Source organism: Marinomonas alcarazii, assembly GCF_003208215.1.
GTDB lineage: Bacteria > Pseudomonadota > Gammaproteobacteria > Pseudomonadales > Marinomonadaceae > Marinomonas > Marinomonas alcarazii.
The window spans coordinates 212,570-235,064 of sequence record NZ_QKLW01000002.1 but is presented as its reverse complement, the minus strand read 5'-3'; the positions used below and the strand labels follow the sequence as shown (position 1 = coordinate 235,064).

At 42.9% G+C, this 22,495-nt stretch carries 23 protein-coding genes; 12 read left to right on the top strand and 11 right to left on the bottom strand.

All coding sequences use genetic code 11. The features are described from left to right. Nucleotides 1-98: 98 nt before the first annotated feature. Entirely contained in the window at nt 99-461 is a 363-nt protein-coding gene (locus DFP75_RS06015) for a cupin domain-containing protein (RefSeq protein WP_110573287.1), read from the bottom strand. A 207-nt stretch (nt 462-668) separates the two neighbouring features. Between DFP75_RS06015 and DFP75_RS06010 the strand changes: the two genes are divergently transcribed. Next, nucleotides 669-1,985 carry an NAD(P)/FAD-dependent oxidoreductase gene (locus DFP75_RS06010; RefSeq protein ID WP_110573285.1) on the top strand — a complete coding sequence of 439 codons (1,317 nt, stop codon included), beginning with the start codon at nt 669-671 and terminating at the stop codon, nt 1,983-1,985. Nucleotides 1,986-2,059: 74 nt separating this feature from the next. On the opposite strand, the gene DFP75_RS06005 is transcribed toward DFP75_RS06010, so the two are convergent. The 6 genes from DFP75_RS06005 to DFP75_RS05980 all read right to left on the bottom strand — a co-directional run bounded on the left by DFP75_RS06005 (nt 2,060) and on the right by DFP75_RS05980 (nt 7,183). After that, the gene (locus DFP75_RS06005; protein WP_110573282.1) at nt 2,060-2,962 is read right to left on the bottom strand and encodes a helix-turn-helix domain-containing protein; all 903 of its coding nucleotides are present in this window, start codon (nt 2,960-2,962) and stop codon (nt 2,060-2,062) included. 228 nt (nt 2,963-3,190) lie between these two features. Further along, entirely contained in the window at nt 3,191-3,997 is an 807-nt protein-coding gene (hpaI, locus tag DFP75_RS06000; protein WP_110573280.1) for a 4-hydroxy-2-oxoheptanedioate aldolase, read from the bottom strand. Between the two features lie 27 nt (nt 3,998-4,024). After that, nucleotides 4,025-4,828 (bottom strand): 2-oxo-hept-4-ene-1,7-dioate hydratase, encoded by an 804-nt coding sequence (gene hpaH / locus DFP75_RS05995; RefSeq protein ID WP_110573278.1) that lies wholly within the window; start codon nt 4,826-4,828, stop codon nt 4,025-4,027. A 14-nt stretch (nt 4,829-4,842) separates the two neighbouring features. Then, the gene (locus DFP75_RS05990; RefSeq protein WP_110573276.1) at nt 4,843-5,604 is read right to left on the bottom strand and encodes a fumarylacetoacetate hydrolase family protein; all 762 of its coding nucleotides are present in this window, start codon (nt 5,602-5,604) and stop codon (nt 4,843-4,845) included. Between the two features lie 9 nt (nt 5,605-5,613). Beyond that, the gene (locus DFP75_RS05985) at nt 5,614-6,351 is read right to left on the bottom strand and encodes a fumarylacetoacetate hydrolase family protein (protein WP_110574432.1); all 738 of its coding nucleotides are present in this window, start codon (nt 6,349-6,351) and stop codon (nt 5,614-5,616) included. A 76-nt stretch (nt 6,352-6,427) separates the two neighbouring features. Further along, nucleotides 6,428-7,183: a helix-turn-helix transcriptional regulator gene (locus tag DFP75_RS05980; protein ID WP_110573274.1), complete on the bottom strand. Its 756-nt coding sequence runs from the start codon at nt 7,181-7,183 to the stop codon at nt 6,428-6,430. A 251-nt stretch (nt 7,184-7,434) separates the two neighbouring features. On the opposite strand from DFP75_RS05980, the gene hpaE reads away from it, so the two are divergent. From hpaE to DFP75_RS05935, 9 genes are all read left to right on the top strand, one after another. Further along, nucleotides 7,435-8,898, top strand: coding sequence for a 5-carboxymethyl-2-hydroxymuconate semialdehyde dehydrogenase (hpaE, locus tag DFP75_RS05975; protein ID WP_110573272.1), 1,464 nt, complete (start codon nt 7,435-7,437; stop codon nt 8,896-8,898). Between the two features lie 50 nt (nt 8,899-8,948). Beyond that, on the top strand, nt 8,949-9,329 hold the full coding sequence (locus DFP75_RS05970; protein WP_110573270.1) for a 5-carboxymethyl-2-hydroxymuconate Delta-isomerase: 381 nt from the start codon (nt 8,949-8,951) through the stop codon (nt 9,327-9,329). Nucleotides 9,330-9,383: 54 nt separating this feature from the next. Continuing rightward, entirely contained in the window at nt 9,384-10,406 is a 1,023-nt protein-coding gene (locus DFP75_RS05965) for a TRAP transporter substrate-binding protein (protein WP_110573268.1), read from the top strand. A gap of 2 nt (nt 10,407-10,408) precedes the next feature. Next, nucleotides 10,409-10,930, top strand: a complete 522-nt coding sequence (locus tag DFP75_RS05960; RefSeq protein ID WP_110573266.1) for a TRAP transporter small permease — start codon at nt 10,409-10,411, stop codon at nt 10,928-10,930. After that, the gene (locus tag DFP75_RS05955; RefSeq protein ID WP_110573264.1) at nt 10,927-12,255 is read left to right on the top strand and encodes a TRAP transporter large permease; all 1,329 of its coding nucleotides are present in this window, start codon (nt 10,927-10,929) and stop codon (nt 12,253-12,255) included. The genes DFP75_RS05960 and DFP75_RS05955 overlap by 4 nt, the downstream gene beginning before the upstream one ends. Nucleotides 12,256-12,276: 21 nt before the next feature. Beyond that, on the top strand, nt 12,277-13,206 hold the full coding sequence (gene hpaD, locus DFP75_RS05950; protein ID WP_110573262.1) for a 3,4-dihydroxyphenylacetate 2,3-dioxygenase: 930 nt from the start codon (nt 12,277-12,279) through the stop codon (nt 13,204-13,206). A gap of 405 nt (nt 13,207-13,611) precedes the next feature. Beyond that, nucleotides 13,612-14,751: an ornithine cyclodeaminase family protein gene (locus DFP75_RS05945; protein ID WP_110573260.1), complete on the top strand. Its 1,140-nt coding sequence runs from the start codon at nt 13,612-13,614 to the stop codon at nt 14,749-14,751. A 42-nt stretch (nt 14,752-14,793) separates the two neighbouring features. Next, nucleotides 14,794-15,213: a Rid family hydrolase gene (locus DFP75_RS05940; RefSeq protein ID WP_110573258.1), complete on the top strand. Its 420-nt coding sequence runs from the start codon at nt 14,794-14,796 to the stop codon at nt 15,211-15,213. Nucleotides 15,214-15,273: 60 nt separating this feature from the next. Next, nucleotides 15,274-16,566 (top strand): NAD(P)/FAD-dependent oxidoreductase, encoded by a 1,293-nt coding sequence (locus tag DFP75_RS05935; RefSeq protein ID WP_110573256.1) that lies wholly within the window; start codon nt 15,274-15,276, stop codon nt 16,564-16,566. Nucleotides 16,567-16,669: 103 nt separating this feature from the next. On the opposite strand, the gene DFP75_RS05930 is transcribed toward DFP75_RS05935, so the two are convergent. Next, nucleotides 16,670-18,016, bottom strand: a complete 1,347-nt coding sequence (locus DFP75_RS05930) for an anti-phage deoxyguanosine triphosphatase (protein WP_110573254.1) — start codon at nt 18,014-18,016, stop codon at nt 16,670-16,672. A gap of 110 nt (nt 18,017-18,126) precedes the next feature. On the opposite strand from DFP75_RS05930, the gene DFP75_RS18675 reads away from it, so the two are divergent. Next, nucleotides 18,127-18,432 carry a LysR family transcriptional regulator gene (locus tag DFP75_RS18675; RefSeq protein ID WP_110573252.1) on the top strand — a complete coding sequence of 102 codons (306 nt, stop codon included), beginning with the start codon at nt 18,127-18,129 and terminating at the stop codon, nt 18,430-18,432. 49 nt (nt 18,433-18,481) lie between these two features. Here the strand turns inward: DFP75_RS18675 and DFP75_RS05920 are convergent, their stop codons facing one another. From DFP75_RS05920 to pabB, 3 genes are all read right to left on the bottom strand, one after another. Next, nucleotides 18,482-19,216, bottom strand: coding sequence for a phosphoadenylyl-sulfate reductase (locus tag DFP75_RS05920; protein WP_110573251.1), 735 nt, complete (start codon nt 19,214-19,216; stop codon nt 18,482-18,484). Between the two features lie 105 nt (nt 19,217-19,321). Continuing rightward, nucleotides 19,322-19,972: a CoA pyrophosphatase gene (locus tag DFP75_RS05915; protein WP_110573249.1), complete on the bottom strand. Its 651-nt coding sequence runs from the start codon at nt 19,970-19,972 to the stop codon at nt 19,322-19,324. 8 nt (nt 19,973-19,980) lie between these two features. Continuing rightward, on the bottom strand, nt 19,981-21,405 hold the full coding sequence (pabB, locus tag DFP75_RS05910) for an aminodeoxychorismate synthase component I (protein WP_110573247.1): 1,425 nt from the start codon (nt 21,403-21,405) through the stop codon (nt 19,981-19,983). Between the two features lie 165 nt (nt 21,406-21,570). Here pabB and DFP75_RS05905 point away from each other — a divergent pair, with 165 nt between their 5' ends. Beyond that, nucleotides 21,571-22,443, top strand: coding sequence for an alpha/beta fold hydrolase (locus DFP75_RS05905; protein WP_110573245.1), 873 nt, complete (start codon nt 21,571-21,573; stop codon nt 22,441-22,443). Nucleotides 22,444-22,495: the final 52 nt, after the last annotated feature.

Below are 22,495 nucleotides of genomic sequence, written 5' to 3'. Positions count from 1 at the left end.
CACAGTGATCGATTTTGTTTAGTGCTTTTGAATAAAATGCTTCAGCTGTTTTAACTTAATTTTGTTTGTGCCTAAGTGTGTGTGTCATGCGAATTAGCTTATTCTGCCACTGAAAGGTAATGCTTAATAAAACGTTCACTGTGAATTACCCATTTCAACTTAGTCCCCTTTTCGAAAAACCAAGCTTCTCCTTTTTTGTAAGTTTTTTCTTCCCCAGTATCAAGTAAGGTTAATGTTACCTCGCCTTCAACAACAATGGCATGTTCATGAAAAGGGAACTCCATTTCGAACTTACCTTTTGTACAGCTAAAATAAGCGCAGCACACGGCTGTATCCGGTGCACCATAGACTATAGCACCTCCAATCAAACAGTCACCTTCAATTGTTTTTGCTCCGAGATCCGAAATCGTTCCCCATGGTAAGAGTTCAATGTTTGTTAAATCGACAGTGTTTATCTTCATAGATAGTCCCCTAGGTAGATTAGAAAATTGATTTTATCGAAGTTTTGAGACTAGCTTTCTTTATGACGTGAGGATATGTCCCAAAAGTGGTGTTTTTAATTTTTATTCGCTGTTATGAAAATGTCCTGATTGTGATATAGACATTTTTTGATAGCGCTCTAATGTATTAATAAAGAACAATTTTCACTTATGAGGCTTAGAGAGAAAATGGCAAAAAATGATTATTTCGATAAGATGGATTCTTTAAATTATTATTCTGCAACGAAAAAATATGATTTGAGGTTTCCCTCTTTGCAAGAGGATTTAGTGGCTGATATTGTTGTTATTGGTGGTGGTTTTACAGGTATTAATACAGCATTAGAGCTAGCAGAAAAAGGTATCAAAAATATTGTTTTAATAGAGGCAAAACATTTAGGTTATGGTGGTACAGGAAGAAATGGAGGTCACATTATGCCTGGCGTTGGGCATAATTTAGATTTGATTAAAAAGGATATTGGAGAAGATGGTGTCGATGCGATATTTAAAATTTCTGCTGAGGGCATAAAAATTGTTAAAGAACGGATTAATAAATATAACATTGATGCGGATTTTAGACATGGATACGGCTTTTGTGCTTTTAATCAACGTCAGCAAAAGCTATTAGAGTCATGGGAAAGAGAGTTTAAGTTACTTGACCATAATTCAGATATTGGGTTAGTAACAGGGCGTGAAGTGGAGACTGTTGTTGGAAGTCGCTCCTACTGTTCAGTGCTTCGTTATATGGATGGGGGGCATGTTCATTCGCTGAATTTGTTACTTGGGGAGGCGGCGGCAGCGACTGATTTGGGAGTAAAAATATATGAAAACTCAAAAGTTACTTCCGTTGAGTATGGAAAAAAAGTCACCGTTAGAACTGCTATGGGTAGTGTCGTCGCCGAAAAAATGCTTTGGGCATGTGACTCCTTTATCAATGGATTAGAACCAAAACTAGAAAAAAGTATAATTAATACTATGTCATTTCAGATGGCAACAGAGCCGTTATCAGATGAGCTTATTAATAGAATTAGTCCAATTAGAGGGGCGTTTAGTGATGTTCGTCCTGTCATTGATTACTACCGAGTAACAAATGAAAATCGTTTATTATTTGGTGGTGCAACGCACTTTGTTGAATATATCCCCAAAGATTTATTTAAGTGGAATCGAGAAATTATGTTAAACATCTTTCCATACTTAAAAGAGGTAAAAATCGACATGGCTTGGGGAGGGCCAATGTCATTAGGACGAAATTTGTTTCCTCAAGTTGGAACCTTGGCAGGACATCCAAATGTGTTTTATGTGCAGGGTTATGCCGGTTTTGGCGTCACTCCAAGTCATTTGGTCAGTAGAGTCGTTGCCGAAGGTATGTTAGGCGGGAGTAATTTGTATGCTCTGTTTACTGGGATTCATCATAAAAATATTTTTGCTCGTGAAAGTCTTAAAAATATTCTTTTGACAGGTGGTAAAATGACTCATCAGCTACAGGGATATTTTACAGGGCAAAGATAAAGTGTTTATTTGTTATTTTTTATCTTAGCAATGGAACTTATTTTTCAAAGAAGTGAATAACCCAAGTATGTAGGTTATTCACTTTTTCTGTAGTGTTTTCGAAAATCCGAAGGGCTCATTCCCGTGTTTTTTAAGAAGAACCGTGAAAAATAGGAAGGGTCAAGATAACCTAAGGTGTACGCGATTTCGGTGAGGTTTTTATTGGTGTGAGATAATAGGCGTTTTGCCTCAAGCAGAATTCGTCCATTGATCAATTTCTTAGGGCTGAGTTTCGTTATCTTGTTACATAAATAATTCAATCTGCTTTCATTTATGTTTAAAGAGTTACAATAAAATTGGATCTGCTTTTCCGTTAAAAAATGACGCTCAAGCAATGAACTAAATTCTCTAAAACAAAGGATTTCACTTTGGTTGTGTTGTTTTCTGGGCTGCTCTGCGCCTGCCAGTCTTAACATGCTAATTAAGATCAGTTTCACAATGGATTCAATGCCTTCTTGTTGAAACAGAGCAGATTGGTTCCATTCAAGCTTGAGCATTTTGAATAGGTTTAATAATTGCTCCCAATGCAGCGGGTTAGAGTTGGTGTCTTTGTTACGATCTAGATGAAATGGCATCAGTAATGAGTTGTGATTACTGTAAGCATTCAGTTCAGCCATGATTCTTTGTAAATGAGTGTTATGAATGGTGATGACATAACCTGGTGCGGTAGGCTCAGTTAAAAAAGCGTGTGGTGTAGCTGGTGGCGTGTAAAACGCAGCACAGCCTTCCGTTTCATAAACATTTTGCTCGATATTAAATAACGTTTTCCCTGACAAAATAAGATGTATTTGGCAGTATTCTGCATGCAAATGCATTGGCATATCACGACCAAAGAAGTCCGCCATTTTTCCAAGTACATCAAAATGAATCGTGGCGTCTTTGTAGGCGACATCATAGTCTTGGCCAATAGTGATGTTGGGGATCCATTCTTTTTTCATTAAATTAGCTTCTATTATTGTCGTGGTAGATTTGTTTTTAGTGCGTTTTTTTGCAGGCTCTTAAGAATACAGTATAGAAATATTAAAAGAGATTTTTTGCTCAACGTCATAATAAAAAAAAGCCCAGCATGCGAATAAATATCATGCTGGGCAAACTAAGGGTGATCCAAGATCAAATATCTGAGTATGTTAACTGGGAGGCAGACATACTCAGATAACAACCAGCACTTAATAGACGGATGCTGTTGCTTCTTCATGGGAATTTTGTTCAGGCTTGAACTCATTCACCAAAGCTTTAGTACTGTTCATAAGTAAACCCGTATCACTGCCAACAGCGACAAATAATGCGCCGAGTGACAAGTAATGTTTTGCTTGCACCTTGTCTGCCATTAAAATGCCTGGCGCCTTGCCCGCAGCAACAATTTTCGCAATGCTTTGCTCTATCACTTTCACCACTTCAGGATGATTTGGCTGGCCGATGTAGCCCAGTGATGCGCTCAGGTCTGCCGGTCCAATAAAGACGCCGTCGACCCCATCTACAGCAAGAATATTATCCAGTTCTTCGACGGCTCGCAGAGATTCAATTTGAACCAGTACACAGATTTCTTCGTTCGCTGTCGTCAAATAATCAGGTGTTCGATTGAATTGTGAAGCACGTGCTAATGCACTGCCGACTCCACGAATACCAGCAGGTGGGTAGCGTGTTGCTTTGACTATCTCCAGCGCTTGCTCAGCATTATCTACCATGGGTGCTAGGACAGTTTGCACGCCAAGATCAAGTATTTGCTTGAGTGCGACATGGTCTGCCCAGGCTGGCCTGACGATAGGGTGACTATGATAGGGCGAGATAGCTTGTAATTGACCTACCATGGTTTGCAAGGTATTTGGTGCGTGTTCACCGTCAATTAAAAGCCAATCAAACCCCGCACTGGCAATAAGTTCAGCTGTGTAGTTGTTGGCTAAGCCAAGCCACAGACCAATCTGTGGCTGTTGGTTTTTGAGAGCCGCTTTAAAGGTATTTTTAGGGGCAGCCATGTCTATCTCCTAAGCAAAATGGTACGACTAAGCAAAATGACAAGACACTGAGCCAAGTGGGCCATAGTCCACGTTGAACGTATCGCCTTTACGTGCTGCAATCGGGCGAGTAAAAGAACCGCCAAGGATGATTTGTCCTGGTTCAAGTTCGACGTCAAATGGCGCTAATTTATTGGCTAACCATGCAACTCCATTGGCAGGGTGGTTGAGCACGCCTGCCGCCACACCGGTTTCTTCAATAATGCCGTTGCGTTGCATAATGGCAGACGCCCAGCGTAAATCCATTTCATCTATTTTGATCGGTCGCCCACCTAGGATAATCGCAGCGTTGGCAGCATTATCAGCAATGGTATCGAAGACTTTGCGTGGGCGTTTGCTTTCTGGGTCGATAGATTGACTGCGAGCATCAATAAGCTCAAGGGCTGGAATAACATAATCTGTGGCGTTATAAACATCGAAAATCGTGCAGTTTGGTCCTTTCAATGGCTTTTTTAAAACAAAAGCTAATTCGACTTCGATACGCGGCACAATGAATTTGTCCGTTTCAATTTCACAGCCATCGTAATACAGCATGTCATCAAGCAAGGTGCCGTAATCGGGCTCATCAATTTGTGAACTCATCTGCATCGCACGAGATGTTAAGCCAATTTTATGGCCAATTATCTTGCGACCTTCATTTAATTTCATTTGCACCCATTCACGTTGAATGGCGTACGCATCATCAAACGTGATATCTGGATAATCTAGTGAGATTTGACGGATTTGAACGCGTTCTTTTTCTGCTTGATTAAGCTTGTTAGCGCAAGCCGTAATAATGTCTTTTGAAAGCATGCTACACCCTTAATTTAAATTGTTTTTAGGTATTCTGTTTCAGAAATAATGGTATTTTTTAAAACGCCAACGCCTTCTACTTCTGTGGTTACCACGTCACCGGGTTTTACATCAGCCAGACCTTCTGGTGTGCCTGTAAAGATCATATCGCCTGGTGTTAATGTCATAATGTCACTTAAGTAGGCGATAAGATGAGGAATATTAAAGACCAAATCCTTAGTGTTGCCTTCTTGCTTGAGTTCACCATTAATATAAGTGCGCAGCATCAAGTTATGAGGGTCTTTAATGTCTTTGGCATCAACGAGATATGGACCAATTGGGGTGCAAGTATCACGGCTTTTTACGCGCAAATTAGGGCGGTAGTAGTTTTCTAAGTAGTCGCGAATTGCATAGTCATTGCCCACTGTGTAACCACCGACATAGTTCATTGCGTCTTCTTTCGAAACGTTTTTGGCTTCTTTGCCGATGACCACAACTAATTCACATTCATAATGCATGTAATCGACGTTATCGGGGCGGTAAGTGTTTTGATCGTGACCAATTAGGGAGTTTTTATTCTTCAAAAAGACTAAAGGCTCTTCTGGTGCTTTGAAAGAGAGTTCAGCCGCATGATCGGCATAGTTAATCGCCAAAACGAACATTTTACCTTCGCAAGGCGGTAACCATGTAAATGAACCGTCTGCTAATACATCACCTTGTTGAGTAACAACTTGATCCTGTTCGTTGATGGTGACGTCTAATGTTTTATTGTTAAAAAGTATACGAGCGCTTTTCATGACTGCTTCCTATTCTTGTTCTACTGGATTGGCTAGACGGCCGACGCCTTCGATATCTATCATGACACTGTCACCAGGTTTAATTTCTAATTCCGGTGTGCGCTCGGGTGTTCCCGCGATGATGATGTCTCCTGCTTCCAGCGTCATAAAACTGCTTATGTAGCTGACAATCTCTTCCACCGAATGGATTAATTGATCGGTATTTGTCTCGTGTACAAATGTGTCATTAATAAAGGTCTTGATACTTAAATTATTAGGATGACTTACTGCGGTTTTGTCTACCGTCCATGGGCCAATAGGGCAGAAAGTATCGCGGCATTTTGCTTTTACCGCAGGACGGTAGAAGGAGGTTTCAGCCAAGCTCACTTCGTTAACAACCGTAAAACCTTGAATAAAATCTAAGGCGTTATTGGTATCGACGCGAGTTGCCGTCTTGCCAATAACGATACCCAACGAAGGGCCTGCATAAACAGCGCCTTTGTCAGTGGGCACCTTGATGCTGCTCGCATACCCGATATGAGTATTATCCGTTTTAATGTGTAAAACAGGCGTTTTAGGGGGCTGAACATGCGGCTTCTCGTTAAACGCTTGCTCCAAAGACTTAGCTAGTGCTTTATTATTTAGTGCGACACCAATCACGCTGCCAGATGTTGGTGGGAGCATGCTGTTATCTAATCTAATTTCAAAGCTGGCGTTCGCTGTTTTGAATACCACTTCATTTGATTCTTTTTGTCTGTAATGGAACATTTTTTTATTACCAAATGTAGTTAACATGTTAAGTATAGTTTCGTAAAAAAACTTCCTTGTCAATACACTGCAGAATTTATTGGATGAATTTACGGAAAAGCTCAGCCTGAGATTTTATTTTGAGTTTACGATAAATGTTTTTGCGATGGTTCTTAACCGTACCTTCCGAGACAAAGCATTTTTCTGCGATAGAAGCCGAAGATAGCCCTGTTAAGATAAGTTCAACAATCTCTTTTTCTCGTTTGGTTAGATGGTGATTTTCAAAGATAGAGCGGCGAGTATCTAGGGGTTCATGTTCAATCACTTGGTTTAGCTGTAACTGTGAACCAACACGTTCATGAGTCAAAATGGCGGCTTTGATCGAATTGAGGCATGGGAATAACTCTCGATTTAACGCTTGAACAGACGAGTCATTGTCTTTTGTCGAGTAGACGATGCAGATTTTCTTGTCACTGTTTGTGCCGATCACAATGTTTGTTTCATTGCACCAACCTAGTTGTTGATAGAAGGTATCGTAGTAAATGGAGTCTCGAAAATCATCATTATTAACTAGGCTATCCAGCGTAAAGAATTCAGTCTGCACTTTATCATCGCAGATCATGTCATAGACAGGATCTAGTAAGTAGGCCGATTTACAATACACTTCATCAATTTCTGACATTGGATAGCCGCCTAAGAAAACAGGGTGGTTTGTTTTCGAATAGCTAACAATTCTGATGTTAGAGATGGGGTCTAGCGCTTTAATCGAATAGGCAACTTGATCATAAAACTGCTGTTGACCAATGCTATTGATAAGAGAAGGCAAAGTGTCATAAAGGCTTGAATTTAGCATGTTATGCGCTCCCGTTTATTGTCAGTTATTTGATAGGGCACAGAAGGATAATTTCACATCTGCACTAAAAGTCAATTAATGCAAAAGGTATTCCACATATCTCTATCTTTGTCTTTTTTTCAATAAATGCATTTCATTGTTGGTAAGTGTGCTTGACATACTATACATGTTAAGTTTAATTTATTTAACATGTTAACTAAATCGATGTCGAGATATTCTCGTTCGGTTCCTTATCAGTAGAGAGAAGAAAAATGATTAAGAACTTGATAAACGGCAAATGGGTTGAGAGCAAAGAAACGTTCCAGACTTTTAATCCCGCTACAGGTGAAGTATTGGCAGAAGTGGCTCACGCATCTGATGAGCAGGTGGCTGAAGCGGTTCAAGCTGCCAAAGATGCCTTTCCAGCATGGGCGGCTATGCCAGTAGCAAAACGCTCGAAAATCATTGAAAAACTGGGCGACCTTATCGCTGAGAATGTTGAAGAAATTGCTCGCCTCGAAACCGCTGACACAGGCTTACCTCTATACCAAACGCTGAATGCGTTGGTTCCACGTTCATCGAATAACTTCTATTTCTTCGCTGATAAAGCCAAGCAGATGAACGGTCATACTTACCCAGTTGACGACCAAATGTTGAATTACACCCTGTACCAACCAACGGGTGTGTGCGCGCTGATTTCGCCATGGAACGTACCTTTTATGACGGGAACATGGAAAACAGCACCTGCGCTCGCGTTAGGTAACACAGTGGTAATGAAGCAGTCTGAATTGTCTCCGTTGACAACAGATTTCCTCGGTCGTTTGTCCATCGAAGCGGGCGTGCCACCAGGTGTGTTCAATATTGTGCATGGTTTTGGTGCAACAACAGGTAACGCCATCATTACTAACGACGATGTGGATGCGATCTCATTCACTGGCGGTACTTCAACGGGTAAACACATTATTGCCAATGCTGGCTTAAAGAAATTTTCTATGGAGCTGGGTGGTAAATCACCAGTAATGATCTTTGAAGATTGCGACTACGAACGCGCGATGGACGCTGCGGTGTTTGGCATTTTCTCGATCAATGGTGAGCGTTGTACAGCAGGTTCTCGTATTTTCGTACAAAAAGGCATTTACGATAAGTTCGCGACGGAATTTGCGGAGCGAGCGAGCAAAATCAGAGTCGGCGATCCGACAGATCTGAATACGCAAGTAGGTTCTTTGATCAGTCAACAGCACTTTGACAAAGTGACAGGCTACATTCGTATCGGTATGGAAGAGGGTGCGACCTTGATCGCAGGCGGCCCAGATAAGCCAGTAGATGAGTTACCCGATCATCTGAAAGGCGGTCACTTTGTTCGTCCAACCGTATTCCGTGATGTAACCAATGACATGCGCATTGCCCGTGAGGAAATTTTTGGACCGGTTGCGGTATTGATACCGTTTGAAGATGAAGCCGATGTGGTCGCTATGGCGAACGACAATGAATACGGCCTAGCGTCTTATTTATGGACGCAAGACGTAGGCAAGGTTCATCGCATCGCGCAAAAAGTAGACGCAGGCATGATGTTTGTAAACTCGCAAAACGTACGTGATCTTCGTACCCCGTTTGGTGGTAAGAAGGCGTCGGGTACAGGCCGCGAAGGGGGAGACTACAGCTTCGAAGTCTTCTGCGAACCAAAGAATGTTTGTATCAGCATGGGCTCACACCACATTCCAAAGTGGGGTGTGTAGTTTAAACATTGGCGGGGGCGTGATGCCCTCGCGCTTGTTGGAGCATTCTTATGCCACATTTTGTTTTTGAATATTCAGCCAATCTTGAAGAGCGTTTAGATTTTCAGCCAGTGTTTAAAGCGCTGCATGAGTACATTGTTTCAACTGGGCACTTTCCTCTTGGTGGTGTGCGCAGTCGGGCGATTTGTTGTGATCATTTTCGTGTTGCGGATGGGCGTGATGACTTCGCCTTGATCAATTTGAATTTAAAAATAGGTCATGGTCGAAGCATGGAAGTACGCCAAGAGGTAGCAGAAAAGGTATTTGCTATCTTTTGCGAATGGATGAAACCGATCACAGATAACAGTTATTGCCAGATATCTTTTGAACTGACGGAACTGGATCCTGTTCTTAAATTTAATAAGAACAATATTCATGCTCTTTTTAAGTAGAGCCTGATTGAGTCAATAACGATTTAAAATAATTATAAATAGAGGGTAATCGTGATGAGCCTTAAAAAGATTTTTTCTATTGCTGTAGCCGCCACTTTGTCTACCATGACGTTTGCAGAAACAATCCGGGTTGCTAGCTGGCTTCCACCGACCAATCCTATGAACCAAGTGGTTATTCCTGCTTGGGGTAAAGCCATATCGGATGCCACCGACGGACGTATTAATGTCGAAATCGTTTATGGCTTAGGCCACCCTAAAACGATGTGGAATTTGGTTGAAGACGGAATAGTGGATGCGAGTTATAGCTACCATGGTTATGTTCCAGGGCGTTTTGAATTACCCCAAGTTGTAGAGCAACCAGGGCTAGGCACTAATGCGGAAGCGGCCTCTTACGCATTGTGGACGACCTATGAAAAGTTCTTTTCTGCCTCTAATGAATTCGATGGTCTAAAACTACTGGCTTTATTTACGCATGGACCGGGTCAAATTCATTCAAATTTTCCAGTCAATTCCATTGATGATCTGAAAGATAAAAAGATCCGCATCGGTGGCGGTGTGCAAAGTATCATTGCGGAAAAATTCCATGTGACACCAGTCGGCGCGCCTGCACCAAAAGTTTACGAGATGATGCAACAAGGCGTCATTGATGGTGCGTTTTTACCTGCGGTAGAGCAGAAAGTTTTGCGCCTTTCAGAAGTCACTCAGTATTTGACCATTTTCCCTGATGGCCTCTACATGGGCAGCTTTTCAATGTTCATGAATCCTGATGTGTTTGAAGATTTAGATAAAGAAGATCAACAAGCAATTAATGATGCATCAGGGGAAGTGTTATCCGTGCTAGCGGGTAAAGCGTGGGATGCAAGTGATGCAGCAGGAATAGAATCGGCACGTGAAAATGGCGTCACAGTCACTACTTTGTCTGCCAATGATAAGCTCGTTAAAGATGTTCAAGCCACTTTGTCTGACGCCAGCGCCAGCTGGATAAAAACCGCGGATGACAAAGGTTATAACGGCAGTAACGCGTTGAAATACCTTCGTGATACGGCTCATGAGTACGCAGCGAAGCATGGAGAATAGCGATGTGGTTATCTGCGATGGTTAATAAATACCATGAAGAATTTGGGCTAGCTAAATGGCTAGCCTTTGTTCTTGAGGTTGTGTCGTCACTCGTATTGCTTGCTTTGATGATATTGACTTGCTCTGACGTGGTTGGACGTTACGTATTTAACAACTCTATCAACGGTACAACTGAGCTTACTGAGTTGGCTCTTTGTATCATTGTTTTTTGTCAGTTGCCTATCGTAACCCTTACTAGCGCTCATGTGGTGGTTGATATTCTTGATCGTGTATTGCCAGAAATGTTTATGAAAATCAGTGGTTTAGCTATTAATTTAGTGATTGCTGCTGGTTTTTTCTTCGTGGCAGAACGTGTTTGGTTTCAAGCTTCTAGGTCATTACGTCGCGGTGTCATGACGGAATTTTTGCATATTCCTGTGGCGTATTTTATCCAGTTTATCTCTATCATGATGTTTGTTACCGCCGCAATTCTTATGCTGAAAGCTTTTTATGCTGTGATGTCAAAAGTGGAGGTGGCTGAATGATTGTTTCTGCTTTTGGCTTTGCCATTCTTCTAGTGCTTATTCTCATTTTTAGAATGCCTATCGCCTTTGCTATGGGAACGGTTGGTATTGTTGGCTTTGGTTATTTGCAAGGTTTGAGTTTCGATAATGTGTTTGATTTTCGTTGGACTGGACCTTTATCTCTTGCGACAAATCGTATTATCGATACCTCACAAGAGTATGGATTGTCTGTTATACCGTTGTTCATCTTGATGGGTAACTTTGTGACGAAAGCAAATTTATCGGGTGAATTGTATAAAGCATCCAATGCGTTTTTGGGGCATCGTAAAGGCGGTCTAGCCATGGCAACGATTGTGGCTTGCGGTGGTTTCTCGGCGATTTGTGGTTCGAGTTTGGCAACATCTGCAACCATGGCCAAGGTCGCCATGCCGCCGATGAAAAAATATGGCTACAGCGATGGCTTAGCCAGTGCATCTATTGCGGCAGGATCTACACTCGGTATTTTAATACCACCTAGTGTTATTTTGCTGATGTATGGTTTGTTAACGGAGACCAGTATACGCGAATTGTTTGCCGCTGGTTTCTTGCCTGGTTTACTGGGGATTTTTCTGTATCTGTTGGCCGTGAGATATGTCGTTTGGCGGCATCCAGAAAAAGGCCCAAGTGCAGAGCGTACTGGTCTTGCTGAACGTATACAGGCGTTGAAAAATGTCTGGGGTGTTTTGGTTTTATTTCTTGTGGTAATGGGAGGGATTTATCTTGGTGTTTTCACTCCTTCTGAAGCCGCAGGTGTTGGCGCTGGAGGGGCTTTCTTAATTGCTCTAATGCGTAAATCACTGACAGTCGAGGCGATTTTTCATGCCTTAATTGATACAGGTAGAACCACGGCAATGTTGTTTTCGGTGTTAATTGGCGCGTTAATCTTTTCGGACTTTATTACTATTGCCGGTTTGCCCGCTGAATTATTGGCTTTTGTGCAAAGTTTTAACCTTTCAGCGTTTGGGGTTATTTTAATTATCATCGCTATTTATTTAGTGCTAGGAATGGTGTTTGAAAGTTTATCCATGATTCTTTTGACGGTTCCTATTTTTTATCCCTTGGTACAAAGCCTAGGTTTTGATTTGGTCTGGTTTGGTATCGTGGTGGTTGTGGTGACAGAAATTAGTCTTATTACGCCGCCTGTAGGGATGAATGTCTTTGTGTTGAGTGCTGTATTGAAGGATGTGAAAGCGGGAACGATCTTTAAGGGTATTACGCCATTTTGGTGTGCTGATATGGTTCGACTCGGCTTGATTGTGGTCTTTTCATCTGTCGCTCTTTTCTTACCAGAACTGTTATATAGATAAACACTATTTTGGAGATTTACTATGGGTAAGTTAGCTCTTGCTGCAAAAATAACACATGTGCCATCTATGTATCTTTCGGAGCTTGATGGCCCTCAAAAAGGCTTTCGTCAGGCGGCTATAGATGGCCACCTTGAAATCTCTAAGCGTTGTCGTGAGCTTGGGGTGGATACCATTGTTGTGTTTGATACGCACTGGTTGGTAAATGCGAATTATCACATTAATTGTGCGCCACACTGGGAAGGGGTTTATACCAGTAATGAACTGCCACACTTCATTAATAATATGCCATACAGCCTCGATGGTAACCCAGAGCTGGGTCGTATTATTGCTAAGGTGTGTAATGAACAAGGCGTTGAGACCATGGCGCATGATGCGACGACATTAGCGCCTGAATACGGCGCGCTAGTGCCAATGCGTTATATGAATCCAGACCAACATTTCAAGTGTATTTCAGTCTCAGCTCTATTAACGGTTCATTACTTAAATGATTCAGCGCGTTTGGGATGGGCTATCCGTGAGGCGATTGAAAAACACTACGACGGTACGGTTGCCATTTTGGCAAGCGGTTCGCTGTCCCATCGCTTTGCTCAGAACGGTCAGGCTCCCGATTTCTCTACCAAAGTGTGGAGCCCATTTCTTGAGAGTCTCGATCATCGAGTCGTTGAAATGTGGGAGAACGCAGAGTGGAAAACATTTTGCGAGATGCTGCCTGAATACGCGGCAAAAGGCCATGGCGAAGGATTCATGCATGATACCGCTATGCTGTTGGGTGCACTTGGTTGGTCAGATTATGATCAAAAGGTAGAAGTGATCACTCCGTATTTTGGTAGCTCTGGTACAGGGCAGATTAATGCTATTTTCCCTGTGTCACCACAAACAGGTGACGCTGTTCCAGCGCCTCAGGCGTCCGTTGAGAACGGCACATTTGTTTACGGTACCAGCCGCCTGTAATTCACAACTTTTCCCAAATGGCTGCATCGAATCTTCGGGCAGCCATTTATGCTGAGTAATAAATCTTAGCTTTCTCATCCTCTGCGTTCCATCTAGAACAGGGTTCAAATGTCCCTAAAGGGATATATGAATGGTGTTTTTTTGTCGATACGATAAAAATGTTCCGTTTTATCTTCTTTCAGAAGAGGGCGTTTGAATTCTCCAATATAAATAATGCTAAAAAAGTAGAGTGTTATTTAAAAGGAGTTGATGCCATATTAATAATAAGTTCTTTTGTACGATGTGATCTTAATATTTTAGTGATAAACGTACACATTGATTTAGTTTAATTGCTGGATCTATTTATTCTTCGAAAACATCATTATTAATATAAAAATATAAACCATTTTTAGAATAGGCAGCACCATGAGTGAGAATACTAAAATCGATTTTATTTACCTTTCTGAACCAGACATGATTAAAGCCGGCGTAACCGATATGCCAAGTTGCGTGGATACCATGGAAGAGATGTTTGGGCTTTTGTATACAGGTGATTACCGTATGGCGGGTCCTAATAATGACTCTCATGGTGCGATGATTACGTTTCCTGATGAATCTCCTTTTCCTACCATGCCAAAGCCAACAGCCGATCGCCGTTTAATGGCGATGCCTGCCTATCTTGGCGGTAATTTCCAAACCTCCGGTGTGAAATGGTATGGCTCTAATATCGCCAATCGAGAGAAAGGTCTGCCTCGTTCTATTCTGATGATGATTTTAAATGATATCGATACAGGAGCACCTTTGGCGTATATGTCTGCTAACTTGCTATCTGCTTACCGAACAGGGGCCATTCCTGGTGTGGGGGCGCGTTATCTAGCTCGTAAAGACTCTAAAGTAATAGGACTGCTTGGCCCTGGGGTGATGGGGAAAACAACAGTAGCGGCTTTTATTGCTGCTTGCCCTCAAGTGGATACGATTAAAGTCAAAGGCCGTGGTCAGAAAAACCTAGACAGCTTTATTGACTGGGTTAAAGAAACCTTTCCACAGGTTACCACAATTGATGTGGTAGACAGTGTCGAAGCGGTGGTTCGTGGTTCAGACCTTGTTACTTACTGTAATTCAGGCGAAGTGGGTGATCCGTCCACTTACCCAATAGTTAAGCGTGAATGGGTAAAACCGGGTGCTTTCCTAGCGATGCCAGCAAGCTGCAGTTTAGATGATGGCATGGAGCAAAAGGATGTTCGTAAAGTCCTTGATAACACTGGCTTGTACGAAGCATGGTACGAGGAAGTGCCTAAGCCTGCTCATAACGTGATTCCGCTTGTAGGTGTGCGCTGCATGGACATGATTGCAGAAGGCAAGCTTTCCCATGATGACCTCGAAGACCTTGGCAAAATTGTCTATGGCGATTCTCCTGCTCGTCAGAACGACGAAGAGATCATTATTTTATCTGTGGGCGGTATGCCAGTGGAAGACGTCGCTTGGGCGACAGTGGTTTATCGTAATGCAATTGAAAAAGGCATTGGCGTCTCACTGAATCTTTGGGATGTTCCAGCATTACGTTAATCGGAAATATTTTTTCTCAGTTTAAATATTAGGTAAGACAAAATGGCGAAAATAATTAAAGCAAAGACAGATTCTATATTCGAAGAAAAAGCGAGTTATTCCCGTGTTGTGTCGGTAGATAATTGGATATTTGTATCGAATAGTGCTGGTCGAAATCCTCAAACAAAAGAAATTCCTGAAGATGTGCTTGATCAGTTAGATCAAGTTTTTAGTAATATTGAGTTGGCTTTGAAAGCCGTTGATTCTTGCCTTGAGGACATTGTTGTTTCTCGTGTCTTTATTCAAGACCCAGCTGATACACCAAAGGTTATGGATGCGATCGGGCAAAAATTCAAAGGCGTGAATCCTGCTTCTACCGTTACTTGTCCTCCTTTGGGTTCAACGGTTTATAAAGTGGAGCTGGAAGTGACGGCTTATCGCGGTGCGTCCACTGCTGATGTTCAAAATATTTCTATCGGCTAATAAATCTGCATCAGGGGAGGAGCAAATTTCGGATCCTCCCTAACTCTTCAGGAAAAAATTATGACAAAAACACTCGAAAGGGTTGAGACCCAAGATCAGCTTCCTGACTCAACCAGCGTTGTCATTATCGGAGGTGGCATTGTTGGTTTGACCGCCGCGTTAGCGTTGGCAGAGCGCAATATTCCTGTTGTACTGTTGGAAAAAGGTCATGTGGCTGGTGAACAATCCTCACGAAATCTAGGCTGGATTCGTAAAACCAATCGTCATTTACATGATGTTCCATTAGCGCAAGCCGCAGATCGACTTTGGGCCGAGATGCCAAGCCGAGTAGGGCAAGATGTTGGTTATAAGCAATCTGGCATCATGTTTCTGGCGAAAAACCAAGCACAGCTTGCCATGCACCAAGGCTGGTTAAAGTCTGTCGAGTCGCTGTCGTTAGACTCAAGGATGGTTAGCCCTGAAGAAATTGAACAACTGGTTCCTGGTGGTAAAGGCAACTGGCTCGGCGGTATTTATACACCTTCCGATGGTAACGCAGAGCCTTCTATTGCTGCTTCGGCTATCGCTAAAGCCGCGATTAAAAAAGGCGCGATTATTGTTCAGCAATGCGCGGTACGAACCTTGTCGACGGAAGGCGGAAAAGTGTCAGGCGTGGTCACGGAAAAAGGGCCGATTCGCTGTGAACAAGTGCTACTAGCAGGCGGTGCGTGGTCTAGGCGATTCTTGGGTAATCTCGGTATTTCATTTCCGACACTGCCTTTAATTTGCTCTGTATTGCGAACCAAACCTATGGAAGGGCCAACGGACATTGCCGTGGGTGGGCCTGATTTCTCTTTTAGAAAACATCAGGATGGCGGTTATATCATCACGCAGCGCGGGAAGCTGGATGCTCCGGTGACGCTTGATCATTTGTTAATTGGCCATAAGTATCTTGATCAACTTCGTACTCAGCGCAGTTTTTTAAATATTTCGATGGGCAGCTATTTCTTTAAAGATTTGGGGTTATCTCGTCGTTGGAATGCAAATAGCCGCACGCCTTTTGAAAAAGTGAGAACCAATGATCCTGACTTCAATGCCGACTTGAACCAGCAAGCGTTAAACAACCTTAGACAGGCTTGGCCTATCTTTGAAAAGGCTGAAATTGCTGAAGCATGGGCTGGCATTATCGATGTTACTCCTGATTCTAATCCGGTGATTGATCGAATTGAATCCATTCCAGGTTTGACCGTAGCAACGGGCTTTTCTGGGCATGGTTTTGGAACAGGGCCAGCGGCTGGACAATTAGCGGCCGACTTAATGTCAGGCGTAGAGCCTATTATCGATCCAAGTCCTTATAAATTTGGTCGACTGTAAGTTCTAAATACAACGGCTCCTAAAAAAATACCCCAGATCTACATAAGTCAATCTGGGGTATTTTTTTAGCCACTTCTTAGTTATTCCTACAAGAAGGTTCAACCTACATGGGTTCAAACACCGACCCTAAACTTGGAACAAACAGTTTGTTGTACATCCGGCTGGCGTAATCGTCGGTCATAGAGGCCATGTAATCGCAGATGATACGAAGTCCATTTTCACCTCTATCTTGGCTTTTTTGCCATTCGCTGGCGATTTCCCTAGGCAGTAATCTGCTTGGGTCGGCTGAGTAAGCCTCAAACATTTCCAATAACATCTGCTGGCCTTTATAGACGAGCATTTGCACTTCCGGACGTTGGATGATGTGTTGCATTTCAAATTGTTTTAACAAGTTTAATGCTTGGCGTTGACCTTCTGGAAGGCCGACTTGAAAACGCAATAAAGGATGCTCGAATTGTGTTTTTTCAACCACTCGACAAGAGGTAATAAACCAGCTGACTAAGCTGCCGATCGCTTCTTTACGAAGGTGGCTTTGGCGACTAAAAAGTTGTGTACGTATGTCGTTTAGGTTTTCAGCTAAAAAGGGCGATGCTAAAGCTGCGAGTTTGGGCTCTAAATGCTCTAACCACATGTCTTTGGTCACCATACCAAGAACAATCGCGTCCTCTAGGTCATGTACGCCATAGGCGATGTCGTCAGCAAGATCCATAATACTGGTGTCAAAACTGGCGTGTTTGGCTTTAGCGTGGCCGTCTGGCTCTGCTTGATGTACTTCTTGTAATAAGGTCCTGTCAGCTTGGCTCAAGGGCTCAAGGATCCAATTTAGTAAGTCTTGTTCTTCTTGGTAGACGCATTTTGGCGGCGCCCAGTTGGACGCTTTAAATTGGCGGAAGTTAGCTGGTTTTTCGGGGTAATTGCCTACCACTGTTGAATACAGAACCGGGTACTTTAAAACGCCTAATAAGGTTCGGCGGGTAACATCCATGCCATAAATAGGTGAGTAAGAACCACGTTTGCCGAGAATTCTCAGAGATTGCGCATTGCCTTCAAAACCACCATAAGTTTGCATCATGTAGTTCAGGGCAATTTCACCACCATGACCAAAAGGAGGGTGACCAATATCGTGGCTTAGGCAAATGGTTTCGATTAATGCATCATCAGCAAGCCAAGGTTGAAAGTCTGCGTCTGCGGGCGAGCTGTGTTTTAGCTGGTGAACAATGCCGTTGCCAATTTGAGCCACTTCTAAGGAGTGGGTTAGGCGTGTGCGGCTATAGTCGTTTTGTCTGATAGCGAGGATTTGGGTTTTTGACTGAAGTCGACGAAATGCGGCGCTATGTATGATTCTGGCTCGATCACGCTGATAAGGCGTACGGTAATCATTGTCGCGGGACTCTTGATGGCCGGATTGTCTTTCGTGCCAAGGTAACATCACATCTTGTGCAGTGGTCATTTTGTTAATCCATAGGGCTAATAATATTCAGTCTTTCACGAAAACACGATATAGGTCAATGTTCGTAAAAATAGCATTGGGCATAATGTAATTAACTATAAGGATTCTTTATGCTTAATACACAACATCTCATTACTTTTAAGGCCTTGGTTCAAACTGGGAGTTTTACCAAAACTGCGAAGCAGTTAGGTTTAACTCAACCTGCGGTGAGTCAGCATATTCAAAAACTAGAACGAGATTTGGGCGAGGCGCTGCTGCTTCGTCATGGACGAACCACGGAAATGACACCAGCAGGAAGGATTTTATTGCAACACATACAAGAACTGGAAGTGTGCTATAACGATTTTATTGCGTCTTGGCAGAATTATCTTGAAAACCAATTTGCAGATGAGACTGAAACAGCCAAACATGCCTGATAACATCAAGCATGTTTAGGGCTAACCTAGTTATAGATAAACTAGGTGCTTATTGCTGAGCTGTTGGTATTAGGTTTGCGACGTGTAAACCACATTCTTTGTGTTCAGATTCTTCCCACCACCAACGACCTTCACGTTCATGTTGATTCGGTAAAATAGGGCGCGTACAAGGCTCGCAACCTATGCTGGTAAAACCTTTCAAGTGCAATTCATTATAGGGAACGTCAAACATTTTGATGTAGTTCCATACGTTTTCAGAAGACCAATTTGCCAATGGATTGAATTTAAATAAATCTTTTTCATCTGTGCTAAACGCGGCATCTTTTTCAGCAAACGCCAGAACATTGCGTGTTCCTGGGCTTTGGTCTTTACGTTGTCCTGTTATCCACGCATCAAGCGTCGCCAATTTACGTTTCAGAGGCTGTACTTTACGGATGCCACAACATTCTTTATGACCATCCTCGAAGAAACTAAATAAGCCTTTTTCGCGAGTGAAGTTTTCTAGAGCTTCACGGTCGGGAGAAAGAATGTCGATCTGAATGTTGTAATGTTTGCGTACTTGCTCCATGAAACGGTAGGTTTCTGCATGAAGGCGTCCGGTATCTAGAGAAAATACCTTGATGTCTTTTTTCGCTTTGACAGCCATATCAATAAGAACAACGTCTTCTGCGCCACTGAAAGAAATGGCGATGTTGTCGAATTCTCGAATCGCGTTATGGATAATTTTTTGAGCTTCGTCTTCTTTATTGTTAGCAATAAAAGACGCTAAGTCGAATGCTGGCATAGGATAATGTACCCTGATCTAAGTTACGTTATTGGTACGATAACAATTTGTGTCGATGAAGCAAAAGACGAAAGAACACTAACCTTATAATGCTTGAAAGTGATATTAGCGAATGTGTTTGGCCAGTGTTTGATATAACCCGTATAAAATACCCGCAGTAACGCCCCATATGCGAATTTCTTCATAGTCGATTTCAAAGTAGCCTCGCTCTATGGTGTCGAGCTTCTTTTTCCTAAATCGGTAATTTTGTGGGGTAAGCAGGTGGCGTAATGGCACCCAGTGGACAGATTTTACTTCGTCTTCACAAAGGCTTAATTCACTTCGGCGTGTCATTTCAGCGACAATCGGTTTGATGCAATATCCAGAAATGGTGCAGTATTCACCTAGTTCGCCCAGTAGATCAAAGCAATCGGGTGACAGTCCAACTTCTTCTAAAGTTTCTCTTAGTGCTGTGTATTGAATGCTGGCATCGTCGGGGTCATGTTTGCCGCCTGGGAAAGCGATTTGTCCAGGGTGGTTGCGCATGTGAAGAGCGCGTTGAGTTAAAAGAACGTAAAGCTCCCCATTTTCTGGCTCTCGCCAAATGGGAATAAGCACAGCGGCAGACCGATATTGCAAGTCATATCCCTTGGGGAACATTTGCTCATCAGGGTTATGAATTTGTTGTGCGTAGGGCTCCTTGTCTAATGCTGCGCGAATATCATCCAAACTTAGATTAATGGGAGGAGCACTTAAAAACTTCTCTATGTCAGACATAGTACGGCCTATTTCAAAAAGTCTTGTTCTAGAGTATGGGTCAATTTGCCTACTTTGGTAAAGGTTTCTTGGTATTCTTCTTGGCATTTTGAGTCGGCTACCAATCCACCGCCTGCCCAGCAATGTAAGTTGCCATGATCAGCCACCAGAGTGCGGATAGTGATGCTCGAATCCATTTGACCGTTGGCACTGAAATAGGCAATAGAGCCACAGTAAGCGGAACGTTCGTGAGGTTCTAGCTCATCGATAATTTCCATCGAGCGAATTTTCGGAGCGCCTGTGATAGAGCCGCCAGGGAAACTTTGATGGAAAACTCGAATGGCTTGGTCCGCTTGATCGATTTTGCCTTCTACCGTTGACACCAAATGATGCACATTAGCGTAACTTTCCAACTCAAAAAGCTTGGGCACTTTGATGCTGCCTGTTAAACAAGTGCGGCCTAGATCATTACGCAGCAAGTCGACAATCATTAAGTTTTCAGCGCGATCTTTTTCGGAAGCGAGTAATTTGTCTGCATTCGCTTTGTCTTCTTCTGGCGTTTTGCCACGAGCGATTGTGCCTTTGATTGGTTTGGATTCCACTCGGCCTTGATCACATAATAGAAACCGTTCTGGCGAATGACTCAAGATACTTTGCTCTGGAGAAAACTCCATATAAGCAGAAAATGGCGTTGGACAAACGTCTCTTAATGCATGATACGCCGTAAAGGTGTCGCCTTGGTATTGAGTGGAAAAACGCTGTGCCAAGTTGACCTGGTAACAATCTCCAGACTGAATATAGTCTTGAACCGTTGCGAATTTTTGTGCGTATTCCGCGTCGCTCATGTTAGAGGTAAAAGGCGCTTGTAGGACAAAAGGTCGTGCTTCGTTTAGGTCATGCTTGACCAAGACATCATCACAGGCGCTGGTAAAACGGTTAATCAAATCGGCGACATCTTCAGCATGGCACCAAGGCGAGGTAATGAGTTGAGTGGTTTTTTCTTGATGATTGGTCACCACCGCCCAGCCATAAAGCCCAACACTTAACGTATCCAGTTGTATGTCGTGTTTTACTGTATCAGGTAGTTGCTCTACAAAGTGGCCGCTTTCATAGCCATAAAAACCCAATAAACCACCAATGAAGGGCAGGTCTTTTGGGGCAGACTGCGCCCAAGTTTCTTGGCAAATTAAACTCATTAACTCATTCAGCAGCGTCATTGGGTTGTCTGTATGACTGAGTTCGTAAAGTGGCTTCTCATACCAAGTAATGGCTTGGCTATGTTCTGTAGGGTGAACACGAGCGATTGGCTTGGCGACTAAAATATCGTAATTTGTGTCAGGAAAATGTTCGTGATTGCTGTCGAGTAAGGCTGGGTAAGGTAAGTCCCGTACTGCAGAAAAGAAAGACAATAATGACGTCTGATAAGGTAGATTTACTTGTTTGATTTCTGACATTTATTTTAATACCTAGTAATATGAGATCTATGCTTATCAAAACTTTGTTTAAACTAGACTCGTCTTGATTTCGCTCGCAAAATAAGGCGCAAGGTCTCAATGTATTCGTTTTGCTGATCACAGCATTGTATTCTTTTAATAAGGCTCCTCACAGGTTAATTACAAGTGTCTGACATTTTTTTTCTTTCTTTACCCAATGCGCGCATTGCGTACCGCCTTTACGAGAATCCCCAAGCAGAAAGCGACCGCGTTTGCTTATTATTACATGGTGCTGGTGTCGCCGGTGAAATTACCTTCGCGCCCATGATGCCGTATTTTACTCAATGGCGTTGGATGTTGGTTCCAGATCTGAAAGGCATGGGAGATTCCTATCACCATCATGGTGAAGAAGCCTCTGTGTCGATAGATGAATTGACCGACGAGGTTGAAGCCTTATTAGCCCATGTAAAATGGGACGATTTTGATGTGGTTGCTTATTCTCTCGGTGGTTTGGTTGCATTGAATTTGAACCATCAGCGCAGCAAGCAAGGCAAAAAGAAAGCCAAAATGGCGTTATTTGAACCCGCTTCTTTGGACCGAGAAGACTTAGCGACCTTGATGGACGTGCGCCAAAAGTATCGTCATGCGTCAAAGTTGATCCGAGATACAGGAGATGTGGAACTGGGCGTGGCGAGCTTTATGGATGGCGTATCGCCTAATAGACGCAAACACCCAGTGGCGGAAGCCACAACACAGTCGCGTCTTGCCCATCGACCATTTGGTTTTGCCTATGCGCTGGATGCGGTGACAGATCATGTGGAAATGATGGCGAATCAGCCGCATATTCGTCAGGCCATGATAGATTCTTCAGAGCAAGTATTCTTGTTTTCAGGGGAATTAAGCCATGAAGCCTTGCGTCAACATTACGATCTACTAAGTGAGCGTAATGCTGATTGGCAACATAAAACCATGAGCGCTTGTGACCATTCATTGCCTTTCCAAAAGCCAAGGCAACTAGCGAATCATATCAATAAATGGTTTGCTGATAAGGATCATTAATAAAGGTTAAATCAGAGTGATTGACAGGGCAGGACGCCTTTTCGTGAGTTAC